The organism is Burkholderia sp. R-40 (genome assembly GCF_049942845.1).
GTDB classification, from domain to species: Bacteria; Pseudomonadota; Gammaproteobacteria; order Burkholderiales; family Burkholderiaceae; genus Burkholderia; species Burkholderia ambifaria.
The window spans coordinates 2,284,942-2,309,187 of sequence record NZ_CP187967.1 but is presented as its reverse complement, the minus strand read 5'-3'; the positions used below and the strand labels follow the sequence as shown (position 1 = coordinate 2,309,187).

22 protein-coding genes, 1 tRNA gene and 1 pseudogene are annotated in these 24,246 nt (G+C 65.3%); 16 read left to right on the top strand and 8 right to left on the bottom strand.

The features are described 5' to 3' along the window. Positions 1 to 186 precede the first annotated feature (186 nt). Entirely contained in the window at positions 187 to 1,308 is a 1,122-nt protein-coding gene (locus tag ACP26O_RS10685) for a sensor histidine kinase (RefSeq protein WP_175655503.1), read from the top strand. Between the two features lie 71 nt (positions 1,309 to 1,379). After that, the gene (locus tag ACP26O_RS10680; RefSeq protein ID WP_175664937.1) at positions 1,380 to 1,781 is read left to right on the top strand and encodes a hypothetical protein; all 402 of its coding nucleotides are present in this window, start codon (positions 1,380 to 1,382) and stop codon (positions 1,779 to 1,781) included. 379 nt (positions 1,782 to 2,160) lie between these two features. Here ACP26O_RS10680 and ACP26O_RS10675 read toward each other — a convergent pair whose 3' ends face one another. Together ACP26O_RS10675 and ACP26O_RS10670 are read right to left on the bottom strand one after the other, a co-directional pair. Further along, positions 2,161 to 3,783, bottom strand: a complete 1,623-nt coding sequence (locus tag ACP26O_RS10675) for an NAD(P)/FAD-dependent oxidoreductase (protein WP_175664936.1) — start codon at positions 3,781 to 3,783, stop codon at positions 2,161 to 2,163. Positions 3,784 to 4,082: 299 nt separating this feature from the next. Next, positions 4,083 to 4,886, bottom strand: a complete 804-nt coding sequence (locus ACP26O_RS10670; RefSeq protein WP_006751612.1) for an inositol monophosphatase family protein — start codon at positions 4,884 to 4,886, stop codon at positions 4,083 to 4,085. Positions 4,887 to 5,166: 280 nt separating this feature from the next. On the opposite strand from ACP26O_RS10670, the gene ACP26O_RS10665 reads away from it, so the two are divergent. Further along, on the top strand, positions 5,167 to 5,988 hold the full coding sequence (locus ACP26O_RS10665; protein WP_175664935.1) for an RNA methyltransferase: 822 nt from the start codon (positions 5,167 to 5,169) through the stop codon (positions 5,986 to 5,988). A gap of 291 nt (positions 5,989 to 6,279) precedes the next feature. Then, on the top strand, positions 6,280 to 7,053 hold the full coding sequence (gene cysE / locus ACP26O_RS10660; protein WP_006751614.1) for a serine O-acetyltransferase: 774 nt from the start codon (positions 6,280 to 6,282) through the stop codon (positions 7,051 to 7,053). A 57-nt stretch (positions 7,054 to 7,110) separates the two neighbouring features. Here the strand turns inward: cysE and ACP26O_RS10655 are convergent, their stop codons facing one another. The 4 genes from ACP26O_RS10655 to ACP26O_RS10640 form a co-directional block, all read right to left on the bottom strand. Then, a complete protein-coding gene (locus ACP26O_RS10655; RefSeq protein ID WP_011657341.1) occupies positions 7,111 to 7,911 on the bottom strand; it encodes a UDP-2,3-diacylglucosamine diphosphatase in 801 nt (266 codons plus the stop codon). A 26-nt stretch (positions 7,912 to 7,937) separates the two neighbouring features. After that, a complete protein-coding gene (locus ACP26O_RS10650; protein WP_006478428.1) occupies positions 7,938 to 8,429 on the bottom strand; it encodes a peptidylprolyl isomerase in 492 nt (163 codons plus the stop codon). Positions 8,430 to 8,516: 87 nt separating this feature from the next. Next, a complete protein-coding gene (locus ACP26O_RS10645) occupies positions 8,517 to 9,092 on the bottom strand; it encodes a peptidylprolyl isomerase (protein WP_006760912.1) in 576 nt (191 codons plus the stop codon). Positions 9,093 to 9,131: 39 nt separating this feature from the next. Continuing rightward, the gene (locus ACP26O_RS10640; protein WP_041491212.1) at positions 9,132 to 9,854 is read right to left on the bottom strand and encodes a tetratricopeptide repeat protein; all 723 of its coding nucleotides are present in this window, start codon (positions 9,852 to 9,854) and stop codon (positions 9,132 to 9,134) included. A 234-nt stretch (positions 9,855 to 10,088) separates the two neighbouring features. On the opposite strand from ACP26O_RS10640, the gene cysS reads away from it, so the two are divergent. The 4 genes from cysS to tilS all read left to right on the top strand — a co-directional run bounded on the left by cysS (position 10,089) and on the right by tilS (position 14,914). Then, a complete protein-coding gene (gene cysS, locus ACP26O_RS10635; protein WP_175664934.1) occupies positions 10,089 to 11,486 on the top strand; it encodes a cysteine--tRNA ligase in 1,398 nt (465 codons plus the stop codon). Positions 11,487 to 11,529: 43 nt separating this feature from the next. Beyond that, positions 11,530 to 12,393, top strand: coding sequence for a DNA-3-methyladenine glycosylase family protein (locus tag ACP26O_RS10630; RefSeq protein ID WP_175664933.1), 864 nt, complete (start codon positions 11,530 to 11,532; stop codon positions 12,391 to 12,393). A 99-nt stretch (positions 12,394 to 12,492) separates the two neighbouring features. Next, a complete protein-coding gene (locus tag ACP26O_RS10625; RefSeq protein ID WP_006478433.1) occupies positions 12,493 to 13,464 on the top strand; it encodes an acetyl-CoA carboxylase carboxyltransferase subunit alpha in 972 nt (323 codons plus the stop codon). Between the two features lie 43 nt (positions 13,465 to 13,507). Next, positions 13,508 to 14,914: a tRNA lysidine(34) synthetase TilS gene (tilS, locus tag ACP26O_RS10620; protein WP_175664932.1), complete on the top strand. Its 1,407-nt coding sequence runs from the start codon at positions 13,508 to 13,510 to the stop codon at positions 14,912 to 14,914. Between the two features lie 122 nt (positions 14,915 to 15,036). Here tilS and ACP26O_RS10615 read toward each other — a convergent pair. Continuing rightward, a pseudogene (locus ACP26O_RS10615) lies at positions 15,037 to 15,274 on the bottom strand (hypothetical protein); the annotation flags it as partial. Between ACP26O_RS10615 and ACP26O_RS10610 the strand changes: the two are divergent. From ACP26O_RS10610 to cyoD, 7 genes are all read left to right on the top strand, one after another. After that, complete coding sequence (locus ACP26O_RS10610) at positions 15,257 to 16,510, top strand: aspartate kinase (protein ID WP_006753708.1); 1,254 nt, start codon at positions 15,257 to 15,259, stop codon at positions 16,508 to 16,510. The pseudogene ACP26O_RS10615 and the gene ACP26O_RS10610 overlap by 18 nt on opposite strands. A 110-nt stretch (positions 16,511 to 16,620) precedes the next feature. Continuing rightward, positions 16,621 to 16,714, top strand: a tRNA-Ser gene (locus ACP26O_RS10605). Between the two features lie 580 nt (positions 16,715 to 17,294). Continuing rightward, on the top strand, positions 17,295 to 18,824 hold the full coding sequence (locus ACP26O_RS10600; protein WP_175664931.1) for a complex I subunit 4 family protein: 1,530 nt from the start codon (positions 17,295 to 17,297) through the stop codon (positions 18,822 to 18,824). Positions 18,825 to 19,111: 287 nt separating this feature from the next. Continuing rightward, on the top strand, positions 19,112 to 19,999 hold the full coding sequence (gene cyoA, locus ACP26O_RS10595; RefSeq protein ID WP_011657333.1) for a ubiquinol oxidase subunit II: 888 nt from the start codon (positions 19,112 to 19,114) through the stop codon (positions 19,997 to 19,999). A gap of 3 nt (positions 20,000 to 20,002) precedes the next feature. Next, positions 20,003 to 22,009 carry a cytochrome o ubiquinol oxidase subunit I gene (cyoB, locus tag ACP26O_RS10590; RefSeq protein ID WP_175664930.1) on the top strand — a complete coding sequence of 669 codons (2,007 nt, stop codon included), beginning with the start codon at positions 20,003 to 20,005 and terminating at the stop codon, positions 22,007 to 22,009. After that, positions 22,009 to 22,617: a cytochrome o ubiquinol oxidase subunit III gene (gene cyoC / locus ACP26O_RS10585; protein WP_059599484.1), complete on the top strand. Its 609-nt coding sequence runs from the start codon at positions 22,009 to 22,011 to the stop codon at positions 22,615 to 22,617. The genes cyoB and cyoC overlap by 1 nt, the downstream gene beginning before the upstream one ends. Next, a complete protein-coding gene (cyoD, locus tag ACP26O_RS10580; protein ID WP_006759069.1) occupies positions 22,618 to 22,950 on the top strand; it encodes a cytochrome o ubiquinol oxidase subunit IV in 333 nt (110 codons plus the stop codon). A 100-nt stretch (positions 22,951 to 23,050) separates the two neighbouring features. Here the strand turns inward: cyoD and ACP26O_RS10575 are convergent, their stop codons facing one another. Continuing rightward, entirely contained in the window at positions 23,051 to 23,353 is a 303-nt protein-coding gene (locus ACP26O_RS10575) for a DUF4148 domain-containing protein (RefSeq protein ID WP_175660496.1), read from the bottom strand. Positions 23,354 to 23,569: 216 nt separating this feature from the next. Here ACP26O_RS10575 and ACP26O_RS10570 point away from each other — a divergent pair, with 216 nt between their 5' ends. After that, positions 23,570 to 24,244, top strand: a complete 675-nt coding sequence (locus ACP26O_RS10570; protein WP_175701331.1) for a response regulator transcription factor — start codon at positions 23,570 to 23,572, stop codon at positions 24,242 to 24,244. Positions 24,245 to 24,246: the final 2 nt, after the last annotated feature.

The window sequence follows — 24,246 nt, the reverse complement described above, 5'->3', positions numbered from 1 at the left end:
TAGCAGCTTCGCGCGCGTCCGCCCGTCCGCTGGAGAGACAAAGTTCTGCTGAGTTCACAGGATAGCGGGCATTCGACGGCCGGATTATGCGTCGCTTTCGATGTAATTGCGCCGGTCCCCGGTATTCACTTAATATCGCGCAAGTACGACAGAAGCACCCGTCGGTCATTCTGTTATGAGGGCGACATGCGTCTAGCTGATTTCATTGTTAGGAACATAGAGCCGATCCTGGTGCAGTGGGAAGCGTTTGCCGCCACGCTGCTACCAGCCGCCAGGAGCATGGACTCGCTCGCGCTGCGCGACCACGCCCGCCAGATCCTGGAGGCCGTAGCGAAGGACATAACGACCCCGCAAACACGGGAAGAGCAACATGACAAATCGTTGGGGCGCGCGCCCCAGCCGGTGAAGGCCACGGAGACGGCCGCGCAGACGCATGCCGTTCTGCGCGCCCGGCGGGGCTTTAACATCAATCAGTTGGCGGCCGAGTATCGGGCGCTGCGTGCCAGTGTGCTGCGCTTATGGATCGACGGGTGCAAGCCGAGCCCGCCTGATCTGGACGACATGATTCGCTTCAATGAAGCGATAGATCAGGCGCTGGCGGAATCGCTTGCTTTCTTCGCCGAACAGGTCGAGCAGTCTCGCAACTTGTTGCTCGGTATGCTGGGTCACGACATGCGGACGCCGCTGCAGACCATTCACGTCACAGCGTCCTATCTGGCCGCGCTCAATGCGGGAGAGGCGGTATCGGACGCTGCCGCCAGGCTGATCAGAAGCGGCAGCCGCATGCAGGGTCTCCTTGACGATCTCTGCGATTACAACCGGACCCAGCTCGGGGTAGGCATCAACGTCGTTCCACGCAATATTGATCTCGCCCGTGTGCTCGCCAATGTGGTCGATGAATTGCAGGTGGCTCATCCCGATCGCGAGATCAATCTCGATGTAAGCGGCGATCTCCGAGGGGACTGGGACGATCAGCGAATGCAGCGGTTGCTGAGCAATCTCGTGGGCAACGCCGTCAAGTACGGAACGCCCGAGACACCGGTATGGGTGATGGCAGCATCGGCTGATGCGGAAGTGCTCATCGAGATCAGGAACAGTGGGCCGGCCATGGATCGGTGCACGCTGGACCGCATCTTCGACCCGCTTCAGCGCGGCGCGCATCAACCAGACGTGCCCAGTGACGATGTTGGCTTGGGGCTTGGCTTGTTCATCGCCAGCGAAATCGCAAAGGCGCACCACGGCAGTATTGACGCGCGGTCCGATCAGACGGAAACGATATTCGCGGTACGCCTGCCGAAAGGCGTGTGAGGGCGGGGTGCTGCCGACCGAAGGCGAGTGCGGGGCGTAGGCCGTGGCGACGGCATTGATGGGAATGCATCATGTCAATCGAGTGGAAGCACCGCGTCGGACTGTTTATCCAGCGTTTCTGGCAGCCCACCAGTGCGTGCATGACCTGCATGCCGGGGAGCTGGGGCAATATCGCGAGCGTTACCCACTGGACTATTGCATTTCATACAGGTCTGCTTACGGGACTCCTGGCGGTACTTTTGACGTTCACGCCCGCCGCGAAACTCTATGGGCATCGATACGGCAATGCGCTGATCGTTGGCGTCCTGACAACGTTGGGCGACGCCTACTCGCACACGAGTCACTACCGTATTCCCTATGTCGAGCACATCGTGACGGGTGCAATTTCAGGTCTGTTGACGCTGGCAGCCTCATATCTCTTCGAAGATCGCGCGCGACGCCTTCGGGTGGTATGGGCTCGGGTGTTCGGATAGCTTATCGCTGACCTTTCGAACTCACCGGGTCAAACGTAAAGACGCTCCCGGGTGTAGGTGCGCCTCATGATTGGGCGGCTGCGCATGGACAACGGGGACTCGCGACCGTTACATGCGCCAGCGTCAACCAGCGCCGCGCTGGACCGCTCGAAGCTCGCCATCCGGCCAGTGGTCGGCGATGGCGCGCGGCGGCGATCGGCCGGCACCGGCCGTGTGGCTCCCGCGCATAAGCGCGACGTTCCCCGTTCAGCCAGTAGCCGCCGATCGCGATCGGTAGTCGCTGGCCCAACCCAGCGATTCGATGTGCTTCCCCGACAGGAATTGAAACCCGCCTTCACCCGGCGCACGCGACCCGCATGCGCCGAGTCTCTCCACCCAATCAGGACCCGTGCGCCGACACCAGATCGAGCGCCACCGCCTGCGCGACTTCGATCCCGTCGATCGCTGCCGAGTAGATGCCACCCGCATACCCCGCGCCTTCGCCGGCCGGATACAGCCCTTCGACGTTCACGCTCTGGTAATCGTCCTTGCGACGGATCCGGATCGGCGACGACGTGCGCGTCTCCACGCCGGTGAGCACCGCATCGTGCATCGCGAAGCCGGCGATCTTCTTGTCGATCTGCGGCAGCGCTTCTCGAATGGCTTCGATCACGTAGTCGGGCAGCGCGGTGCTGAGATCGGTCGGGCGCACGCCAGGCTTGTACGACGGCACCACGGAGCCCAGCGACGTCGACGGCCGGCCCGCGATGAAGTCGCCGACCAGCTGGCCCGGCGCGCTGTAATCGCCGCCGCCGAGTTCGAACGCACGCTCTTCCCACTTGCGCTGGAACGCGATGCCCGCGAGCGGGCCGCCCGGATAGTCTTCCGGCGTGATGCCGACGACGATGCCCGCGTTCGCGTTGCGCTCGGCGCGCGAATACTGGCTCATGCCGTTGGTGACCACGCGGCCGGGCTCGGAAGTCGCCGCGACCACCGTGCCGCCCGGGCACATGCAGAAGCTGTAGACCGCGCGGCCGTTGCTGCAGTGGTGGACCACCTTGTAGTCGGCCGCGCCGAGTTGCTTGTGGCCCGCGAACTTGCCGAAGCGGCTGCGATCGATCAGCCCCTGCGGATGTTCGATCCGGAAGCCCAGCGAGAACGGCTTCGCTTCGACGTAGACGCCGCGATCGTGCAGCATCTGGAACGTGTCGCGCGCGCTGTGGCCCACGGCCAGCACGACGTGGTCGCAGCGCAGCGTTTCGCCGTTCGACAGCTTCAGCGAGCGCACCTTGCCCTGATCGATCTCGATGTCCTCGACCCGGCTTTCGAAGCGCACTTCGCCGCCCAGTTCGTGGATGGTCGCGCGCATCTTTTCCACCATGCTGACGAGGCGGAACGTGCCGATGTGCGGCCGGCTCAGATACAGGATGTCCTCCGGCGCGCCGGCCTTGACGAATTCGTCGAGCACCTTGCGGCCGTAGTGGTGCGGATCCTTGATCTGGCTGTACAGCTTGCCGTCGGAGAACGTCCCGGCCCCGCCTTCGCCGAACTGCACATTGGACTCGGGATTGAGGACGCTCTTGCGCCACAGGCCGAAGGTGTCCTTGGTGCGCTCGCGCACGGCCTTGCCGCGCTCGAGGATGATCGGACGGAACCCCATCTGCGCGAGGATCAGCCCGGCAAACAGGCCGCACGGCCCCATGCCGATGACGACGGGGCGCAGGAAGTTGCCGTGCTCGGGCGCCTTCGCGACGAAGTGGTACGCCATGTCGGGCGTCACGCCGCAATGCGGCGTGGCGGCGAGGCGCGGAAGCACGGACGCTTCGTCCTTGACCTCGACATCGACGATATACGTGAGCTTGATGTCGGAGCGCTTGCGCGCATCGTGCGCACGGCGGAACACCGTGTAACGAAGGAGCCCGTCAGCCGCCACCCCAAGCTCCTCGAGGCGCGCGCGAATCGCGGCTTCGAGGGCGCTCTCGGGGTGATCGAGCGGGAGTTTCAGTTCGCTTAGCCGTAACATGAGTATTCGGATACGGTCGCCACGCAGTCGTGGCGGTGTTGAGACAGGCGGGGGCCGGCGCGCCGGCGGCGGCGTGCGCTGCCGGGCATTCCCGAAGCCGATCATCCGGCATCGGAAAGCGCGGCACGCGCGGCGGTACACCGGGCCACTCGAGCAATGTCGGGACGGCCGCTCGAAGCGTCCGCTCCGTGAAGAAGATTACTTCGCTCCCCGGACAACGGAAAGGCAACGAGCGCTCCATCGTGACGCTGCCAGCGCGTGGTGATGCGCAAGCCGTGCCGCGCGGGCGCGGCCCGGGCTTATTCCGCTGCCGGATGCACGCGGCTGTAGCGGTTCAGGATCGGGATCATCTGCGCATAGATCTTCGGGTTCGCCGCGACGATCTCATGGCGATGCAGGAAGTCGGCGTCGCCCGTGTAGTTGCCGACGAGGCCGCCGGCTTCGGTGATCAGCAGGCTGCCTGCCGCCATGTCCCACACGTTGATGCCTTGCTCGAAGAATGCGTCGAGACGGCCGGCCGCGACGTTCGCGAGGTCGAGGGCGGCCGCACCCGGACGACGCAGGCCCGTGCAGGCCTGGGTCATTTCGGTGAACAGGCGCGCGTAGGCGTCGAGGCCGTCCTTCTCGCGGAACGGGAAGCCGGTGCCGACCAGCGCGTCCGCCAGGCGGTCGCGACGGCCCACGCGGATGCGGCGGTCGTTCAGGTACGCGCCGCGGCCGCGGGTTGCCGTGAACAGGTCGTTCTTGTTCGGATCGTAGACGACGGCCTGCGTGACGACGCCCTTGTGCTCGAGCGCGATCGACACGCAGTAGTACGGGAAGCCGTGGATGAAGTTGGTCGTGCCGTCGAGCGGATCGATGATCCACTTGAATTCGGATTCGTTCTCGGATTCGCCCGATTCTTCCGCGAGGATCGCGTGGTCGGGGTAGGCGGTCTTCAGCGTCTCGATGATCGCCTCTTCGGCGGCCTTGTCCACTTCGGTGACGAAGTCGTTCTGCTGCTTCTTGCGGATCTCGATCAGGTCGAGGTCGAGGGAGGCGCGGTTGATGATCTGTCCGGCGCGGCGCGCAGCCTTGACAGCAATATTGAGCATGGGATGCATGAGCTGGATCCTGTAGCCGGCGGCACGGGCCGCCACGAAGTGGAACACACCGCCTGGAACGGCGCAAAACGTGCCGGGCGAGATGAGACGCGAATTGACAAAGAGCGGGGTACGACCCGCGTCGCACGAGGTGCGGACGCGTAAGCGCATGATTTTACCCGATTTTCGAGCGTTTCAGGTGACCGGGATGCGGGGAAACCCCACTGGCCGTCCGGACGGGTGGGTTTGCCGGGGCGATGGCGCTACCATACGGCCATTCCGATGAACCGAGTCACATGTAGTGGAAACTCCGCTGAACCCTGCCGCACCGTCCGAATCCGGCGCGGTCTCGTCCCCGCCGCCGTCCGGCGGCTTCACGTCCACCCGTTTCGTGCTCGTCGAGCCGAGCCATCCCGGCAATGTCGGGGCGGCCGCCCGCGCGTTGAAGACGATGGGTTTCTCCAGGCTCGTGCTGGTCGCGCCGCGCGTGCCGCACGTGCAGGACGACCCCGAGGCGATCGCGATGGCGAGCGGCGCCGACGACGTCCTGGCATCCGCGCATGTCGTGCCCACGCTTGGCGACGCGCTGTCCGGCGTCCACTGGTCGATCGCGCTGACCGCCCGCACACGCGAATACGGGCCGCCGCGGCTGGCTCCCCGTGCAGCCGCCGAGCAGGCGTGCATGCAAGTCGGCGCCGGCGACATCGCGCTCGTGTTCGGCAACGAGCGCACGGGCCTCGCGAACGAGCACGTCGAGCAATGCAGCGCGCTCGCGCACATCCCGGCGAATCCGGCCTACAGCTCGCTGAATCTCGCGCAGGCCATACAGGTGCTCGCGTACGAACTGCGCGTCGCGTTCCTGGAGCAGGGGAGCGAGCTGCGCCAGGCGCAGGCCGAGGTCGGCACGCTCGCGCAGAGCGACGAGATCGAGCGGATGTACGCGCACCTCGAGAACGCGCTGGTCGCACTGGATTTCCTCGACCCGCGCAACCCGAAGAAGCTGATGCCGCGGCTGCGGCGCCTGTTCGCGCGCACAGGCCTCGAGCGCGAAGAAGTGAACATCCTGCGCGGCATCGCGAAGCACATCCTGCTGAAGTCCGGTACGCCTGCCGGCGACGCGTAAGCGGCCGGTAGGCCGGCGGTCGGTCGCTCAGGCGTTCGGTGGGTGCGTTGCGTCTGAAAAAGGCCGCGCTGCGTTGGCCGTCCGCCCGACCTGCGTCCCGGCCCGCGCGAATCCACCGGCGGGTCGTGTCGCTCGGCGACAACAGGCGCCCCGCGTAAATACCCGCGCCGGCGGCGGGGTGAACGCGCGACGTTGTGCGGCCTTACCCGACTGGCCCTACAATCGCCGGACATCATAAGCAAATGACCCGGCGCGATAACGCCCGGCCTTTTCCCCAGCCCAGACCAGATCATGTTCACTAGACTGCGCGAAGACGTTGCGACGATTCGCGAGCGGGATCCCGCCGCTCGCAGTGCCTGGGAAGTGCTGACCTGTTATCCGGGGCTGCACGCGCTCGTGCTGCATCGGTTCGCCCATGCGTGCTGGCGCGCGAAACGCTACTGGCTCGCACGCTTCGCGTCGCAGGCCGGGCGCTTCCTGACGGGGATCGAGATTCACCCGGGCGCGACGATCGGCCGGCGCGTATTCATCGATCACGGGATGGGTGTGGTGATCGGCGAAACCGCGATCATCGGCGACGACTGCACGATCTATCAGGGCGTGACGCTCGGCGGCACGTCGCTCACGCGCGGCGCGAAGCGCCATCCGACGCTCGAGGCCGGCGTGATCGTCGGCGCGGGCGCGAAGGTGCTCGGCGGTTTCACGGTCGGCGCGGGTGCGAAGATCGGCTCGAACGCGGTCGTCGTGAAGCCGGTGCCGGCAGGCGGCACCGCGGTCGGCAATCCGGCGCGCATCGTGATGCCGGCGCAACCGAAGCCGCAGCCCGAGCGCGCCGCGTTCTGCGCATACGGGATCACGCCGAACGCGGACGACCCGATGTCGCTCGCGATTCACGGGCTGATCGATCACGCCGCGAAGGAAAGCCGGCGCGTCGACGAGATCGTCGCGGCGCTCGAGCAACTCGGCACGCATCTGGAAACGCTGCAGGGCGCGGACGCGGCGCGTCTTGATTTGCGCAGGCTGTCGGCGGTGCTGGAAGGCAAGGCGGTCGAGCGCCAGTCGTAACGCGGCGCGTGCCGGCGCCTGCCGGCAGCGACACTCGCGCCGATCGTACCGATCGCGTCAGTCGAGCGGCATCGCGTGGATGCCCTCGGCGTCGACGCGCAGATAGCCGCCGCGCCGCGGGCCGTGGTCGAGATCCCAGTCGGGCAGTACCCAGCGAATCCCGCCCGGTTCGAGGTGGCGCGCGGGGCGATGCGTGTGGCCGTGAATGATCACACTCGCGCGGCTCTTCTTGAACAGCGCGGCCACGCCTTCACGCGTGACATCGTAGATCGCCGAAACGGGGCGCATCCGGCCCGCTTCGCTGTTCGAGCGCATCCGCTGGGCGAGCGCGCGGCGCCAACGGAACGGCCATACGAGAAACAGCGCCTGCGCGACGCGATTGCGCGCGAACCGCCGGAACACCTGATAGCCGCGATCGGCGGTGCATTGCGCGTCGCCGTGCGCAAGCACGATGCGCTGGCCAAACGCCATGATCAGCGCCGGGTCGGGCAGCAGCATTGCGCCGGCCGCCTTCATGAAGCGCCGGCCCAGCAGGAAATCGCGATTGCCGTGCATCACGTAGAGCGCGATGCCGCGCTCCGAGAACGTATGCATCAGCGCGGCCATGCGTGCCGCGAACGGATCGTCGTCGAGCACGTCGTCGCCGATCCAGTATTCGAACAGGTCGCCGAGGATGAACACCGAGTCGGCGCTGTCGGCCGTGTATTTCACGAAATGCTCGAACGCGGCGACCGTCTTCGGAATCGCCTCGCTCAGGTGCAGATCGGACAGAAACAGGAACGGGCGTGCGGCTTGCGCGTATTCGCGCTCGCCCGGCACGCCCGCGGAGACGCTTCGCGGCGGACTCTCCTGCAACATCGAAGTGCCTCCGTAACAACCGTGCGTCAGACCACCACGGCCTTTTCGATCACGACGTCGTCGGTCGGCACGTCCTGGTGGAAGCCCGCGTTGCCCGTCTTGACGCCCTTGATCTTGTCGACCACGTCCTGGCCTTCGACGACCTTGCCGAACACCGCGTAGCCCCAGCCCTGCGGCGTCGGCGACGAGTGGTTCAGGAAGTCGTTGTCGTTCACGTTGATGAAGAATTGTGCGGTCGCCGAGTGCGGATCGTTCGTGCGCGCCATCGCGACCGTGTAGTTGTCGTTCTTCAGGCCGTTGTTCGCTTCGTTGTCGATCGGCGCGTCGGTCGGCTTCTGCTTCAGGCCCGGCTCGAAGCCGCCGCCTTGAATCATGAAGCCGTTGATCACGCGGTGGAACACCGTACCGTCATAGTGGCCCTTCTTCACGTAGTTGAGGAAGTTCTCGACCGTCTTCGGTGCCTTCGCGGCGTCCAGTTCGAGCTTGATCACGCCGTGGTTCGTGTGCAGTTCAACCATGATGAATTCCTTGGTAAGGCGGTTTAAATGGCACGCGGCCGGTCGTGCGACGCGGCCGCGTGTGGCGCCGGACGTGCCGGCACGTGCTTATTTCGAGACGATGCTGGCCGATTCGATCAAGACCGGCTGGGCCGGCACGTCCTGCATCGGGCCGCGCGAGGTCGTCGCCACGCCTTCGATCTTCTTCACGACGTCGAGGCCCGACACGACCTTGCCGAACACCGCATAGCCGTTGCCGTCCGGGTTCGGGTAGTCGAGGCCGCCGTTGTCGACCGTGTTGATGAAGAACTGCGCGGTGGCCGAGTTCGGATCGCTGGTACGCGCCATCGCGATCGTGCCCGTCAGGTTCTTCAGACCATTGCGGCTTTCCAGCGGGATCGGCGCGCGGGTCGGCTTCTCCTCGAAGTTGGTCTTGTAGCCGCCGCCCTGGATCATGAAGCCCTTGATCACGCGATGGAAGATCGTGCCGTTGTACTGGCCGGCCTTCACGTAATCGAGGAAGTTGGCGACCGTCTTCGGCGCCTTTTCCGGGTAGAGCTCGACGCGGATGTCGCCCTGCGAGGTCTTCAGCTGCACGACGGGGTGCGCGGTAGCCGATTGCGCGAAAGCAGGCGCGGTCGCGAGAAGGGCGGCGCCGCCAAGCGCCAGCAACAGACGTTTCATTGCGATCCTCAGGTTGGGAGGGAAAGAAGGCCGCGCCGCTTATTTCGACGGCGCGACGTACGGCGCCGCCAGTGCGCCCGACGGACCGCTGAACTGGAACGTCGGCGACATAGGCAGCGTGGTGGTGCTCACGTTCGCGGCGGCGCGATCGGTGTACTCGCGCGTGGCGGGCTTCTCCGCGCGGGCGTTCGGCGCGGCTTTCGGCGGAGACACGATCTTCTGCAGATCGGCGAGGCGCTGCGCGGTCGCGCCGCTCGTGCGGCCGAGCGATTGCGCACGCTTGTACGATTCGGCCGCGAGGCGCAGGTAGAGATCGCCGAGGTTCTCGTATGCAAGCGAGTAGCTCGGGTTCGATTGCGTCGCGGTGACGAGCGCGCTGCGCGCTTCGTCGTAGCGGCCGTGCTTCGCGTAGAGCGCCGCGAGGTTGTTGTACGGCTCGGGCAGTTCGGGGTAGGCCTGCGTGATCGCGACGAACTGCTGGATCGCGTCGTCGTCGCGGTTCAGGCGGGCGAGCACGGTGCCGCGCTTGAACTGCGCCTGCACGTCGTGCGGATTCGCCGCGATGCGCGCGTCGAGTTGCGCGAGCGCCTGCTTCCACTGCTTGCCGGTGATCGACGCGTCGATTTCGGGCGTGCCGTCGGCGGTGGCCGGGGCCTTCTGCGCATGTGCCGCGGGGGCCGCGAAAAGCGTCAGTGCGACGCCCATGACGGCGGTCGCAACGAGGGTCGCAGCGCTCGGCGCGCGGCCGCGATGAGGTTTCATAGGCGTAAATCGGAATGTTATACTCCGAGCCATTCTAACAAAACGTCTGCGCGTTCCGGCGAGCCGTAGACAGTCTTTCTTTGCCTCTCGTGGCCGTCACCGCTGTGCTTGCAGCCTGACCGCCCCATGTGATACCGAGGACACCCGGCGTCGTGCCGCAGCAGGTGGTGCTTCCGTTTCGCATGCTGGGCGAGCTTCGCCAGGGCGGTTTCCTTCGGCTCACGGTTCATCTCTATGGAATCACTGCGCATCTACAACACGCTCGCGCGTGACAAGCAAGTCTTCGTGCCGCGCCAGTCCGGCGAAGTGCGGATGTACGTATGCGGGATCACCGTCTACGACTATTGTCACGTGGGCCACGCGCGCATGCTGGTCGTGTTCGACCTCGTCCAGCGCTGGCTGCGTGCGATCGGCTATCGGGTCACGTACGTGCGCAACATCACCGACATCGAGGACAAGATCATCCGCCGCGCAGTCGAGAACGGCGAGACGATCAAGTCGCTGACCGATCGTTTCATCGGCGCGATGCACGAGGATGAAGCCGCGCTCGGCATCCAGCGGCCCGACCTCGAGCCGCGCGCGACGCAGTTCATTCCGCAGATGCTCGGGATGATCGAGAAGCTCGAGACGAACGGCTACGCGTACCAGGCGGCCGACGGCGACGTCAATTATTCGGTGCGCAAGTTCGCGAACTACGGGAAGCTCTCGGGCAAGTCGCTCGACGACCTGCGCGCGGGCGAGCGTGTCGCCGCGAACGACGCGAAGGAAGATCCGCTCGATTTCGTGTTGTGGAAGCGCGCGAAGGCGGACGATCCGCCAGGCGCGACGTGGGCATCGAAGTACGGGATGGGCCGGCCGGGCTGGCACATCGAGTGCTCCGCGATGGGCTGCACGCTGCTCGGCGAGCATTTCGACATCCACGGCGGCGGGCAGGATCTGCAATTCCCGCACCACGAGAACGAAATCGCGCAGAGCGAAGGCGCGACCGGCCAGACGTTCGTCAATTACTGGATGCACAACGGCTTCGTGCAGGTCGACAACGAGAAGATGTCGAAATCGCTCGGCAACTTCTTCACGATCCGCGAAGTGCTCGAGCGGTACGACGCCGAGGTCATGCGCTTCTTCATCGTGCGCACGCACTACCGGTCGCCGCTCAATTACAGCGACGTGCATCTCGACGATGCGCGCGCGTCGCTCACGCGCCTGTACACGGCGCTGAAGGATGTCGAGCCCGACGCGCTCGCGCTCGACTGGAACGAGCCGCACGCGCAGCGTTTCGCGGCTGCGATGAACGACGACATCAACACGCCGGTCGCGGTGGCGACGCTGTTCGAACTGGCGGGCGAGGTCAACCGCACGCGCGATGCGTCGCTCGTGCGGCAGCTGAAACAACTGGCGGGCCTGCTGGGCCTGCTCGGCCGCGAACCGCGCGCGTTCCTGCAGCAGGCCACCGGTGCCGCGCAGGCCGGCGGGCTCGCAGCCGACGAGATCGAAGCGAAGATCGCCGCGCGTGTCGCGGCGAAACAAGCGAAGGACTATGCCGAAGCGGACCGGATTCGGGCGGAACTGCTCGACGCCGGCATCGCTCTTGAAGACAAACCGGGCGGATCGACCGAATGGCGTCGCGTATGAGCGCGGCGCGTTCCACTGACCGATCCGTCAGGTAGGAGGCAAGATGGCAACGGCAAGAAAAGCGCCGGTCAGGCGCGCGACCCCGGTCGCCGCGCGTCCGGCAGCCAGGCGCGCGCCGGCGGCGAAGACGGACGCGACGCGCGCCGTGCCGAACGGCGCGCTCAACGGTCATGCGAGGCCCGCGCGCGCGAAGGGCGCGGACGCGGGGCAGCCGGAGGCCGCGATGGCGGCCGCCGACGCGGTGCGCAAGGTGCGAGCATCCGAGGCGGCAGCCGACGGCGCCGATGGCGTCGTGCGTCCTGCCTACTGGGACAAGGCATGCGCCGATCTCGTCAAGCGCGACCGCATCCTGAAGAAACTGATCCCGAAGTTCGGTCCCGCGCATCTCGTGAAGCGCGGCGACCCGTTCGTCACGCTCGCGCGTTCGGTCGTCGGCCAGCAGATCTCGGTGCCGTCCGCGCAGGCGCTGTGGGCGCGCATCGAGGATGCGTGTCCGAAACTCGCGCCGCAGCCGGTCATCCGGCTCGGCGCGGACAAGCTGATCGCATGCGGGCTGTCGAAGCGCAAGACGGAATACATTCTCGATCTCGCGCAACACTTCGTGTCCGGCGCGCTGCACGTCGACAAATGGACGTCGATGGACGACGAGGACGTGATCGCGGAACTCACGCAGATCCGCGGCATCAGTCGCTGGACGGCCGAGATGTTCCTGATCTTCAACCTGTCGCGGCCGGACGTGCTGCCGCTCGACGATCCGGGCCTGATCCGCGCGATCAGCGTCAATTACTTCAGCGGGGAGCCCGTCACGCGCAGCGAGGCGCGCGAGGTGGCCGCCAACTGGGAGCCGTGGCGTACCGTCGCGACCTGGTACATGTGGCGCAGCCTCGACGCGCCCGACGCCGATTGATGGCTATCGGGTTTTAAACATCAATAGTTGAGAGCCGGTTTTGCACATCGCCCGCGCGGGTAGAATACGCGCTGCCGCAAGACCCAAGGATTCGAACACATGAAGACCACGTTTCTGGATTTCGAACAGCCGATCGCCGAACTCGAGGCCAAGATCGAGGAGTTGCGATTCGTGCAGGACGACTCGGCTGTCGATATTTCGGAAGAAATCGAGCGGCTGTCGAAGAAGAGCCAGCAACTGACGAAGGACCTCTACGCGAACCTGTCGCCGTGGCAGGTCTCGCAGATCGCGCGTCATCCGCAGCGTCCGTACACGCTCGATTACGTTGCGGAACTGTTTACCGATTTTCACGAGCTGCATGGCGACCGCGCATTCGCGGACGACCTGTCGATCGTCGGCGGTCTCGCGCGCTTCGGCGGCCATCCGTGCATGGTGATCGGCCATCAGAAGGGCCGCGACACGAAGGAGCGCGCGGCGCGTAACTTCGGGATGCCGCGTCCGGAAGGCTATCGCAAGGCCGAGCGCCTGATGCGTCTCGCCGAGAAGTTCGGGCTGCCGATCTTCACGTTCGTCGACACGCCGGGTGCCTATCCGGGCATCGGCGCGGAAGAGCGCGGCCAGTCGGAAGCGATCGGCCGCAATCTGTACGTGATGGCCGAACTGAAGACGCCGATCATCACGACCGTGATCGGCGAGGGCGGTTCGGGCGGCGCGCTCGCGATCGCCGTGGCCGACACCGTGATGATGCTGCAGTTCTCGACCTACTCGGTGATCTCGCCGGAAGGCTGCGCGTCGATCCTGTGGAAGAGTGCCGCAAAGGCGCCCGAGGCCGCGGAAGCACTGGGCCTGACCGCCCATCGCCTGAAGGCGCTCGGCCTGATCGACAAGATCATCAACGAGCCGCTCGGCGGCGCGCACCGTGATCCGAAGGGCATGGCCGCGCTGTTGCGCCGCGCGCTTGCCGATTCGCTGCGCCAGTTCCAGGGCATGAGCATCGATGCGCTGCGCGAGCGCCGCTTCGAACGCCTGATGGCCTACGGCAAGTTCAAGGAAACCACGCCCGGCGCATGACCGGCGTGTTCACATCGCGCGCCGTCCGGCGCGCGTCCGTCTCGTGATCCCCCCGACCGAACTCTTCGCCGACCGCGTCGTACTCGATGCGGTCGGCGTTGCGCTTGCCGATCTGCCGGCCGATGCGCGCATCGCGATCGCGTACAGCGGCGGCCTCGACTCGACCGTGCTGCTCGATGCGGCCGTGCGCGTGGCCGGCGCGTCGCGCTGCGTCGCGCTGCACGTGCATCACGGCCTGAGCGCGAACGCCGACGCGTGGGTCGCGCATGCGCAAGCGACGGCCGAGCGACTCGGTGTCACGTTCGAATCGGAGCGTGTCGACGTGCCGCGCGACAGCGGCCTCGGCATCGAGGCGAGCGCCCGCGAGCGTCGCTATGCAGCGCTCGATGCGATGTGCGAGCGTCACGGCGTGGCGGCGCTCTGGGTCGCGCAGCACGCGGACGACCAGGCCGAGACCGTGCTGCTGCAACTGTTGCGCGGGGCGGGGATCGCGGGCCTGGCCGCGATGGCGCCGCGCTATCGTCCCGACGGCGCGAGCGTCGAGCGCGTGCGGCCGTTCCTGCGATTGTTGCGTGCCCAACTGGAGCGCTACGCGGCGCAACGTGAGCTCGCGTGGATCGACGACGAATCGAATGCCGACACGCGCTACGCGCGCAACGCGTTGCGCATCGACGTGCTGCCGACGCTCGCCATGCACTTCCCGGGCTTTCGCGATGCGCTGGGCCGTGCGGCCCAGCATGCGGCTGCCGCGCAGCGGCTGCTCGACGACCTGGCCGAACTGGATTTCGCCGGCGCCGCGCGCGACGACGGCCGCGCGCTGTCGCGCGAAGCGCTGGTCGCGTTCGACGACACACGCGGCGCGAACCTGCTGCGTTTCTGGATGCGCCGGCTCGGCTTGCCCGGTGCGTCGGCAGGCCGGCTCGCGAACATGATGCGGCAACTGCGCGATGCGCACGACGCGCATGCGCTGCGGGTCGATCACGCGGGGCAGTGCCTGCGGCTCTATCGCGATGTCGTGTACTGGGAGGCGGGCGACAGTGCCGACCCGGCCGACGACGGCACCGGGATGCCGCGTCCGGAGGCCTCGTTCGCATGGGACGGACAGGAAGTCTGGCACGTGCCGGCGTGGCGCGGCACGTTCGTGTTCGCGCCGGCCGAGGCCGGCAGCGACGGGGCGGTGCCGGAGGCGCTGCTGCGCGGTGCGACGCTCGTCGTGCGCGCCCGGGCGGGCGGCGAGCGGCTGCGTACGTCGCCCGGCGGCCCGGGACGCACGCTGAAGAACCTGTTCCAGGAGCGCGGCGTGCCGGCCTGGCAGCGCGACGTGCCGCTGCTGTTCGCGGGCGACCGGCTCGTCTACGTGCCGCGGCTTGGCGTGAATCACGGGGACGGGCTCTCCGGCGAAGGCGGGTGGCGCCGGATCGAGTGGCGTCCCGACTTGCTGATCGCGTAGCGGCGGCGTGCTTGCGGCTGCGCGATCGCGCGCCGGTTTTCACCATTTGGTAAACAGCGCCGGAACGCCTGCCAAACGGGCGAGCGGCTTGTCAAGCGGGCCTCTATCGGGTACGCTCGGACGTTTGCTCGGCTCGATTTTTGAGCGTTTTGTGCAGGTTTTCCGCGTGACGTACCCGGTTTGCGCGGCCTGATCGGCCTTCCGGGCAAAATCCGTCACGCTTGCGTGTTGCGTCCCAGCCGTCCCCCTCGTCGTCCGTCCACAGCCACAAGCCGCGTGACCGAACGGCAACGCGGCCTGCCCAGCGCGCCCGTGCGGCTTCTCCTCCAGTTCAGAACGACAATGGCACTCATCGTACACAAATACGGCGGCACTTCGATGGGCTCGGTCGAGCGCATCAAGAACGTCGCGAAACGCGTCGCAAAATGGCATCAGGCCGGGCACCAGATGGTGGTCGTGCCGTCCGCGATGTCCGGCGAAACCAACCGTCTGCTCGGTCTCGCGAAAGAGATTTCGAGCCAGCCGAGCCCGCGTGAGCTCGACATGATCGCGTCGACCGGCGAGCAGGTCAGCGTCGGCCTGCTGTCGATCGCGCTGCAGGAAATCGGCGTCGAAGCCGTGAGCTACGCCGGCTGGCAAGTGCCGATCAAGACGGACAACGCGTACACGAAGGCGCGTATCCACTCGATCGACGACGAGCGGGTGAAGGCCGATCTGAACGCCGGCAAGGTCGTGATCATCACGGGTTTCCAGGGCGTCGATCCGGACGGCCACATCACGACGCTGGGCCGCGGCGGCTCGGACACGTCGGCGGTGGCGGTCGCGGCCGCGCTGGATGCCGAAGAGTGCCTGATCTACACGGACGTCGACGGCGTCTACACGACCGACCCGCGCGTGGTCGAAGAGGCGCGACGCCTCGACCGCGTGACGTTCGAGGAAATGCTGGAAATGGCCAGCCTCGGCTCGAAGGTCCTGCAGATCCGCTCGGTCGAATTCGCCGGCAAATACCAGGTGAAGACGCGTGTGCTGTCGAGCCTGACCGATCCGCTGATTGCGCTCGACGAAGAAATGCGCTCGGGCACCCTGATTACTTTTGAAGAAGACGAGACCATGGAAAAGGCAGTCATTTCCGGCATCGCGTTCCAGCGCGACGAAGCACGCATTGCGGTGATGGGCGTGCCCGACAAGCCGGGCATCGCGTATCAGATCCTCGGCCCGGTCGCCGACGCGAACGTCGACGTCGACATGATCATCCAGAACCAGAGCGTCGAAGGCAAGACCGACTTCACGTTCACGGTCGGTCGCGGCGACTACCAGAAGGCGATGGACATCCTCACCAATCAGGTGAAGGGCCATGTGAGCGCGGAGCGCGTGCAGGGCGACCCGAAGGTGTCGAAGGTGTCGGTGGTCGGCGTCGGCATGCGTTCGCACGTGGGCGTCGCGAGCAAGATGTTCCGCACGCTGTCGGAAGAGGGCATCAACATCCAGATGATCTCGACGTCCGAAATCAAGATTTCGGTGCTGATCGACGAGAAGTACATGGAGCTGGCCGTCCGTGCGCTGCACAAGGCATTCGAACTCGAGCAGGCGGCGTGAATTATTTGTGATGCATTGAAGAAAATGCATCACGGAAATTGACGAGCGGTTCGAAACCCTATATTATTTCGTTCTCGTCGCACTGCCTCCCTGGTGCGAGCGAAAGTTTGGGAGACGTGGCCGAGAGGTCGAAGGCACTCCCCTGCTAAGGGAGCATCTGGGCCAAAACCTGGATCGAGGGTTCGAATCCCTCCGTCTCCGCCAAAAGCGGTGACAAAGCCCCGCAAGTTCTCGGACTTGCGGGGCTTTTTCTTTTCCCGCTTCCTTTTCGAACGTGCCGCTTGGGCAGTCCGTGCTGACCGTCCTTTCGCCTCGACCTCCGGCGACCGGCTCGCCGACGTACGCGGCGACCTCCGAGGTCGCGAATCATTGCGACCGGCGCTCATTGAAATAAAAATGAAAGTGACCGTGTAAGGATCGAGTCGCTCCCATCCATCGCTCCCCACATTCTGGCCTTGCACCCCGGCGCGTAGCGTGTGCGAAAAAAATGCGGCGTCGCACCCATTCGGGCCGTCGACACTCCTCCGCACTACAAAAAATTACTCATAAAAATCAAAAACCTACCTGCTGAACGCAAAACGCTGCTCTGTTGCGCTGCAAAAAATAATCAATCGCCTTATGCTGGTTAACCCGATAGCGTTTGAGCGGCATCAAGCTTTGCCCTGATTCCGCTTTACATTTTGCCAACATTGGCGATTCACGAAATCTAGCTGTCGATTTGATTTCGTTCCCATCGTCACGTCTGTTCCCACTACAGCGCGCGACCCTCTCAAGGCCTGTTGACATGCATGATTTCCCCTTTCTGAGCCTGGCGATCTGGGTTCCGATCCTGTTCGGCGCGTGCCTGCTGCGCGCCGGCTCCGACCGTCATCCGCAGCGCACGAGACTGATCGCGCTCGTCGGCGCACTCGCGGGGCTGGCCGCCGTCGTGCCGCTCGTCACCGGTTTCGATTCGCACTCGGCCGCGATGCAGTTCGCCGAAACCCGCGACTGGCTCGCGGCCTTCAACGCCGGCTGGCGCGTCGGGATCGACGGCGCGTCGCTGTGGCTCGTCGTGCTGACCGCCTTCACGACGCTCGTCGTCGTGATCGCGTCGTGGGAATCCGTCACGGTGCGCGTCGCGCAGTACTACGCGTCGTTCCTGATCCTGTCGGGGCTAATGGTCGGCGTGTTCGTCGCGCAGGACGGGCTGCTGTTCTTCATCTTCTTCGAGGCGACGCTGATTCCGCTGTACCTGCTGATCGGCACGTGGGGCAGGGAGCATCGCGTCTACGCGGCCGTGAAATTCTTCTTCATCTCGTTCGCGGGTTCGCTGCTGCTGTTGATGGCGATGCTGTACCTGTTCGCGAAGTCGCACACGTTCGACATGAACGCATGGCGCACGCTGCAGCTCGGCTTCGCGCCGCAATTGCTGGTGTTTCTCGGCTTCTTCGCCGCGTTCGCGGTCAAGGTGCCGATGTGGCCGGTGCATACGTGGCTGCGCGACGTCTACACGGACGGCCCGACCGGCGCCGCGCTGATGCTCGCGATGCTCAAGCTCGGCGGTTACGGCTTCCTGCGCTTCGCGCTGCCGATCACGCCGGACGCCAGCCACTTCTTCGCGCCGGCCGTGATCGCGCTGTCGCTGTTCGCGATCGTCTACGCGAGCCTGATCGCGCTCGCGCAGACCGACCTCGGCAAGCTGCTCGCGTATTCGACGGTCGCGCACATGGGGATCGTCACGCTCGGGCTGTTTCTGTTCAACCAGATCGGCGTCGAAGGCGCGATCGTGCAGCTCGTGTCGTACGGCTTCGTCGCGGGCGCGATGCTGCTCTGCGTGAGCGTGCTGGTCGATCGCACGAAGCAGCGCGAGATCGGCGCATACGGCGGCGTGGCGGGCGTGATGCCGCGCTTCGCGACGTTCGCGCTGCTGTTCGCGATGGCCAACGTCGGCCTGCCGGGCACGTCGGGTTTCGTCGGCGAGTTCATGGTCATCATGGGCGCGATTCGCGTCAACTTCTGGATCGGCGCAATCGCGGCACTCACGCTGATTCTCAGCGCGTCGTACACGCTCTGGATGGTCAAGCGCGTCGTGTTCGGCAAGATCGCCAGCCCGCGCATCGCGAAGCTCGCCGACTTGAGCCGCCGCGAGATCGTGATGTTCGCATCACTCGCGCTGATCGTGCTGATGGTCGGCGTCGATCCGAAGCCGTTCACCGACGCGATCGATCCGACCGTCGCACGGCTGATCGAAGACGCCAGCCGTTCGAAGCTGCCGGCCGGGGACGGCGTCGCGCCGGCGCAGCCGGCGTTCATGGCATCGGCGCACGGCTGAATCGCGTGACATCGCGCACGACGGCTGCATCGCACGACGATGCGGTCGTTGTGCGCGCATCCATCTGGGCGGGCGCGAACGCGCGAACGTTGTCGCCCGGTCTTCGGCCGGCTTCCGGCTGCGTGAAATTGCCCCGCGACAATCTGTCTCACAACAGATTCTGCAATGATGATTTGCCGCATCCACCGGTTTTTCATCGCACTCGCGCGACGTATGATTCGGCCACTTTCGTGGATCGAATGCGCATCGGGCATACGCAACGGATTCAATGACCCTCGGGCTGTGTGATGAAAAGAAGAGCTTCAAAAGGCTGGACGGCGCTGATATCGATCGGCGCGGCGCTGAGCCTGTCAGGTTGTAATTTAGATGTACTAAATCCGAAAGGTAGCGTCGGCGCCGCCGAAAAGGCGCTGATCGCCACCTCGACATGGGCGATGCTGGTCGTCGTCGTGCCGGTGATCCTGCTCACGCTGTGGTTCGCGTGGCGTTACCGCGCATCGAACCGCAACGCCACCTACGCGCCGAACTGGTCGCACTCGACCGCGATCGAGGTCGTGATCTGGACGGTGCCGACGCTGATCATCCTGTTCCTCGGCGTGCTCACGTGGAAAACCACGCACGAGCTCGATCCGTACAAGCCGCTCGAGTCGTCGGTGAAGCCGATCGACGTCGAGGTCGTCGCGCTCGACTGGAAGTGGCTGTTCATCTATCCGGAACTCGGCATCGCGTCGGTGAACCAGCTCGCGATTCCGGTCGGCACGCCGGTGAACTTCCGCATCACGTCGGATTCGGTGATGAACTCGTTCTTCATTCCGCAGCTCGGCGGCCAGGTGTACGCGATGGCCGGCATGCAGACGCGCCTGCACCTGATCGCCGACGAAGCCGGCGACTACGCGGGCACGTCCGCCAACTTCAGCGGCCGCGGCTTCTCCGACATGAAGTTCCGCACGCTCGCCGAGCCGCGCGAGCAGTTCGACGCATGGGTGCAGAAGGTGAAGGCCTCGCCCGAGCGGCTCGACGCGACCGTGTACGGCACCGTCGCGCAGCCGAGCGAGAAGGCGCCCGTGCGCTACTTCTCGTCGGTCGATCCGCGGCTCTTCCACAACATCATCGCGAAGTACAACGATGGCCACGTTCTCGACCTGAAGGACGCCGCCTGCGGCACGAAGGGGTAACGCATGTTCGGAAAACTCACACTATCGGCGATCCCGTTCGATCAGCCCATCATCATGGTGGCCGGCGCCTTCATGGGGCTGGTCGTGCTGGGCATCCTCGCTGCGCTGACGATCACCGGCCGCTGGAAGTGGCTGTGGACGGAATGGCTGACGACGGTCGACCACAAGAGACTCGGCGTGATGTACATCATCGTCGCGCTGATCATGCTGCTGCGCGGCTTCGCCGACGCGATCATGATGCGCATGCAGCTCGCGCTCGCGTACAACGCGCCCGGCTACCTGCCGCCGCACCACTATGACCAGATCTTCACGGCACACGGCGTGATCATGATCTTCTTCATGGCGATGGTGTTCATGGTCGGCCTGATGAACCTGATCGTGCCGCTGCAGATCGGCGCACGCGACGTCGCGTTCCCGTTCATCAACTCGCTGTCGTTCTGGATGACGGCGGTCAGCGCGATCCTGATCAACGTGTCGCTCGTGATCGGCGAATTCGCGCAGACGGGCTGGCTCGCGTATCCGCCGCTGTCGGAGCTGCAGTACAGCCCGGGGGTAGGGGTCGACTACTACCTGTGGGCGCTGCAGATCTCGGGCGTCGGCACGCTGCTGACCGGCGTGAACTTCTTCGTGACGATCATCAAGATGCGCGCGCCCGGCATGACGCTGATGAAGATGCCGGTGTTCACGTGGACGGCCCTCTGCACGAACGTGCTGATCATGGCGTCGTTCCCGATCCTGACCGCGACGCTCGCGCTACTCGGCCTGGACCGTTACCTCGGCATGCACTTCTTCACGAACGAAGCCGGCGGCAACGCGATGCTGTACCTGAACCTGATCTGGGCGTGGGGCCATCCGGAGGTGTACATCCTGATCCTGCCGGCGTTCGGCATCTTCTCGGAAGTCATCGCGACGTTCTCGAAGAAGCCGCTGTTCGGCTACAAGACGATGGTGTACGCAACCTGCGCGATCATGGTGCTGTCGTTCCTCGTGTGGCTGCATCACTTCTTCACGATGGGGTCCGGCGCGAACGTGAACGCGTTCTTCGGCATCATGACGATGATCATCGCGATCCCGACCGGCGTGAAGGTGTTCAACTGGCTGTTCACGATGTACCGCGGCCGGATCGAATTCACGACGCCCGTGCTGTGGACGATCGGCTTCATGGTCACGTTCACGCTCGGCGGCATGACCGGCGTGATGATGGCGATCCCGGGCGCGGACTTCGTGCTGCACAACAGCCTGTTCCTGATCGCGCACTTCCACAACGTGATCATCGGCGGCGTGCTGTTCGGTTATCTCGCGGGCTTCAACTACTGGTTCCCGAAGGCGTTCGGCTTCAAGCTGAACGAGAAGCTCGGCAAGGCCGCGTTCTGGTTCTGGCAGGTCGGCTTCTACGTCGCGTTCGTGCCGCTCTACGTGCTCGGCTTCATGGGCATGACGCGTCGTCTGAACCACTACGACAACCCGGCGTGGCATCCGTGGCTGCTGGTCGCCGCGTTCGGCGCGGTGCTGATCGCGATCGGCATCGCATGCCAGCTGCTGCAACTGGTCGTCAGCATCCGCAACCGCAACCTGCCCGCGTATCGCGACACCACGGGCGACCCGTGGGGCGGCCGCACGCTGGAATGGGCGACCTCGTCGCCGCCGGCCGACTACAACTTCGCGGTGCTGCCGCACGTGCGCACGCTGGACGCGTACGCCGACATGAAGGCACGCGGCGACGGCCGGCCGAACCCGGCGACGATCCGCGACATCCACATGCCGTCGAACACGTGTGCGGGTCTCGTCATCGCGGTCTTCAGCCTGGTGCTCGGCTTCGCGCTGGTATGGCACATCTGGTGGATGGCGATCGGCGGACTGGTCGGCATCATCGCGACGCTCGTGGTCTACAGCTCGCGTGACAACGACGGCTACTACATCCCGGCGTCGAAAGTGCGCAAGATCGAAGAGAAGCAACCGGCGGCGCGCGTGGCCACGCGTGTCGACGACGTGGAACTGGAGGCCAACTGATGCTGCAGAAAACCTTGAGCGCAACCCTGCTCGAGCACGACGACCATCCGCCGTCGCACTCGGTGTTCGGTTTCTGGCTGTACTTGATGACCGACTGCGTGATCTTCGCGGCGCTGTTCGCGACGTTCGCGGTGCTCGGCAACCAGTACGCGGGCGGTCCGACCGCGAAGGACCTGTTCGACATTCCGGGCGTCGCGGTCGAAACCGCCGCGCTGCTGCTGTCGAGCATCACCTACGGCTTCGCGATGCTGGCCGCGTACAAGCAGCGGCGCGGCGCGCTGCTCGCGTGGCTCGCGGTGACGTTCGTGCTCGGCGCGGCCTTCCTCGCGATGGAGCTGCGCGAGTTCTCGCACCTGATCGCGGACGGCGCAGGCCCGCAGCGCAGTGCGTTCCTGTCCGCGTTCTTCACGCTGGTGGGCACGCACGGGCTGCACGTGACGGCCGGCCTGCTGTGGATGATCGTGCTCGCGGGGCAGATCGTATTGCGCGGCGGTGACCTGACCGACCGCGACCTGCGGCGCCTGACGTGCCTGAGCCTCTTCTGGCACTTCCTCGACATCGTGTGGATCTGCGTGTTTTCCTTTGTCTATCTTGCGAGCGTGATCTAAATGGCCCATTCGCATTCGTCTCAACTCGAAGAAGGGCACGGCAGCGTCGGCGGCTATGTCGCCGGGTTCATCCTGTCGGTGCTGCTCACGGCTGCGTCGTTCGGCCTCGTGATGGGCGGCGTGCTGTCGCCGCATGCATCGCTGATCGCGCTGGCCGCGCTCGCGTTCGTGCAGATCGTCGTGCACCTCGTGTACTTCCTGCACATGAACGGCTCGTCCGGCCAGCGCTGGAACGTGATGGCGTTCAGCTATACCGTGCTGACCGCGGCGATCCTGATCGTCGGCACGCTGTGGGTGATGCACAACGTCAGCATGAACATGATGTCGCGCTGAGCGGTGTCGCGGCGCAGCGGACGATCTCCATGCGCATTCATGCAGGAAAGGCGGCACGCGAGTGCCGCCTTTTTTCATTTCGGCGCGCCGCGCACGCCGGTCAGTGCGTGTCCGTGCGCGCGTCCGCCGTCAGTGCATGCGTGCAGTCCGAGCGATATTCGGCGGCGAGCCGCTGCTGCGCGCCGTCGAGATCGTCGGGATAGTAGGGGCTGTTGTGCGACGGATCGTAGCCGACCTGCTCGAGTTCGGTCAGCTCGCGCACGAGATCCGCATGCGTGACTTCGTGCCGCGTGTGAACGAACGGGTAGGCGTTGCATTCCTGCGGCGTCAGGTGAGGCGCCGCGAACGCGGTGGTGCTGACGCATGCGCTCAGCATGCAGGCGACGGTAATCGACAGTTTCATCCGGTGGCTCCTGAATTCGCGGCCCGATGCCGCATGACGTCAGCGTAGGCGGCGCGCGGAGCCAGGCGGGCGACGCACGGATGAAACATGTTTCACCCGTATCCGCCCGATGCCGAATGAAGCTATTTTCATCTAACGCCGGACGGCGATCGACATCGCTAAGATAGTTGCGCGCGCATCGATGCGCGCGTCGTGACAGCCATTGCGAGGACGGACATGCGAGTACTGACGGTCGAAGACGATGCGGTGACCGCGAACGAGATCGTTTGCGAGCTGACCGCGCGCGGATTCGAGGTCGACTGGATCGACAACGGCCGCGAAGGCATGATGCGCGCGATGAGCGCGTCCTACGATGCGATCACGCTCGACCGGATGCTGCCCGGCGCTGACGGGCTCGCTATCCTGACCGCGATGCGCACGGTCGGCATCGACACGCCGGTGCTGATGCTGAGCGCGCTTGGCGACGTCGACGAGCGCATCCGCGGGCTGCGCGCGGGCGGCGACGACTACCTGACCAAGCCGTTCGATTCCGGCGAACTGAGCGCGCGCATCGAAGTGCTGTTGCGCCGCCGGCAGGCCTCGGGCGTGCCGCAGCAGACGCTGTTGACGGTCGGCGCACTCGAACTCGACCTCATTTCGCGCTGCGCGCGCCGCGGCGTCGACGAGATTCCGTTGCTGCCCACCGAATTTCGCGTCCTCGAATTCATGATGCGCAACGCGGGGCAGACGATTACGCGCACGATGCTGTTCGAGGCCGTGTGGGGCTATCACTTCGACCCGGGCACCAACCTGATCGATGTCCACATGGGGCGGCTGCGCAAGAAGATCGACCCGCCGGGCGCGGTGCCGATGATCCAGACCGTGCGCGGCTCGGGCTACATGCTCCGATGACG

Bases quoted from the DNA above. Each gene is read 5' to 3' on its own strand.
- ACP26O_RS10680 (WP_175664937.1), top strand. From the start codon at position 1,380: ATGTCAATCGAGTGGAAGCACCGCGTCGGACTGTTTATCCAGCGTTTC.
- cysE (WP_006751614.1), top strand. From the start codon at position 6,280: ATGTTCACTAGACTGCGCGAAGACGTTGCGACGATTCGCGAGCGGGAT.
- ACP26O_RS10675 (WP_175664936.1), bottom strand. From the start codon at position 3,783: ATGTTACGGCTAAGCGAACTGAAACTCCCGCTCGATCACCCCGAGAGC.
- ACP26O_RS10570 (WP_175701331.1), top strand. From the start codon at position 23,570: ATGCGAGTACTGACGGTCGAAGACGATGCGGTGACCGCGAACGAGATC.
- ACP26O_RS10600 (WP_175664931.1), top strand. From the start codon at position 17,295: ATGCATGATTTCCCCTTTCTGAGCCTGGCGATCTGGGTTCCGATCCTG.
- ACP26O_RS10575 (WP_175660496.1), bottom strand. From the start codon at position 23,353: ATGAAACTGTCGATTACCGTCGCCTGCATGCTGAGCGCATGCGTCAGC.
- ACP26O_RS10625 (WP_006478433.1), top strand. From the start codon at position 12,493: ATGAAGACCACGTTTCTGGATTTCGAACAGCCGATCGCCGAACTCGAG.
- cyoB (WP_175664930.1), top strand. From the start codon at position 20,003: ATGTTCGGAAAACTCACACTATCGGCGATCCCGTTCGATCAGCCCATC.
- cysS (WP_175664934.1), top strand. From the start codon at position 10,089: ATGGAATCACTGCGCATCTACAACACGCTCGCGCGTGACAAGCAAGTC.
- ACP26O_RS10645 (WP_006760912.1), bottom strand. From the start codon at position 9,092: ATGAAACGTCTGTTGCTGGCGCTTGGCGGCGCCGCCCTTCTCGCGACC.
- ACP26O_RS10655 (WP_011657341.1), bottom strand. From the start codon at position 7,911: ATGTTGCAGGAGAGTCCGCCGCGAAGCGTCTCCGCGGGCGTGCCGGGC.
- ACP26O_RS10640 (WP_041491212.1), bottom strand. From the start codon at position 9,854: ATGAAACCTCATCGCGGCCGCGCGCCGAGCGCTGCGACCCTCGTTGCG.
- ACP26O_RS10610 (WP_006753708.1), top strand. From the start codon at position 15,257: ATGGCACTCATCGTACACAAATACGGCGGCACTTCGATGGGCTCGGTC.
- ACP26O_RS10670 (WP_006751612.1), bottom strand. From the start codon at position 4,886: ATGCATCCCATGCTCAATATTGCTGTCAAGGCTGCGCGCCGCGCCGGA.
- cyoC (WP_059599484.1), top strand. From the start codon at position 22,009: ATGCTGCAGAAAACCTTGAGCGCAACCCTGCTCGAGCACGACGACCAT.
- ACP26O_RS10650 (WP_006478428.1), bottom strand. From the start codon at position 8,429: ATGGTTGAACTGCACACGAACCACGGCGTGATCAAGCTCGAACTGGAC.
- ACP26O_RS10630 (WP_175664933.1), top strand. From the start codon at position 11,530: ATGGCAACGGCAAGAAAAGCGCCGGTCAGGCGCGCGACCCCGGTCGCC.
- cyoD (WP_006759069.1), top strand. From the start codon at position 22,618: ATGGCCCATTCGCATTCGTCTCAACTCGAAGAAGGGCACGGCAGCGTC.
- cyoA (WP_011657333.1), top strand. From the start codon at position 19,112: ATGAAAAGAAGAGCTTCAAAAGGCTGGACGGCGCTGATATCGATCGGC.
- ACP26O_RS10685 (WP_175655503.1), top strand. From the start codon at position 187: ATGCGTCTAGCTGATTTCATTGTTAGGAACATAGAGCCGATCCTGGTG.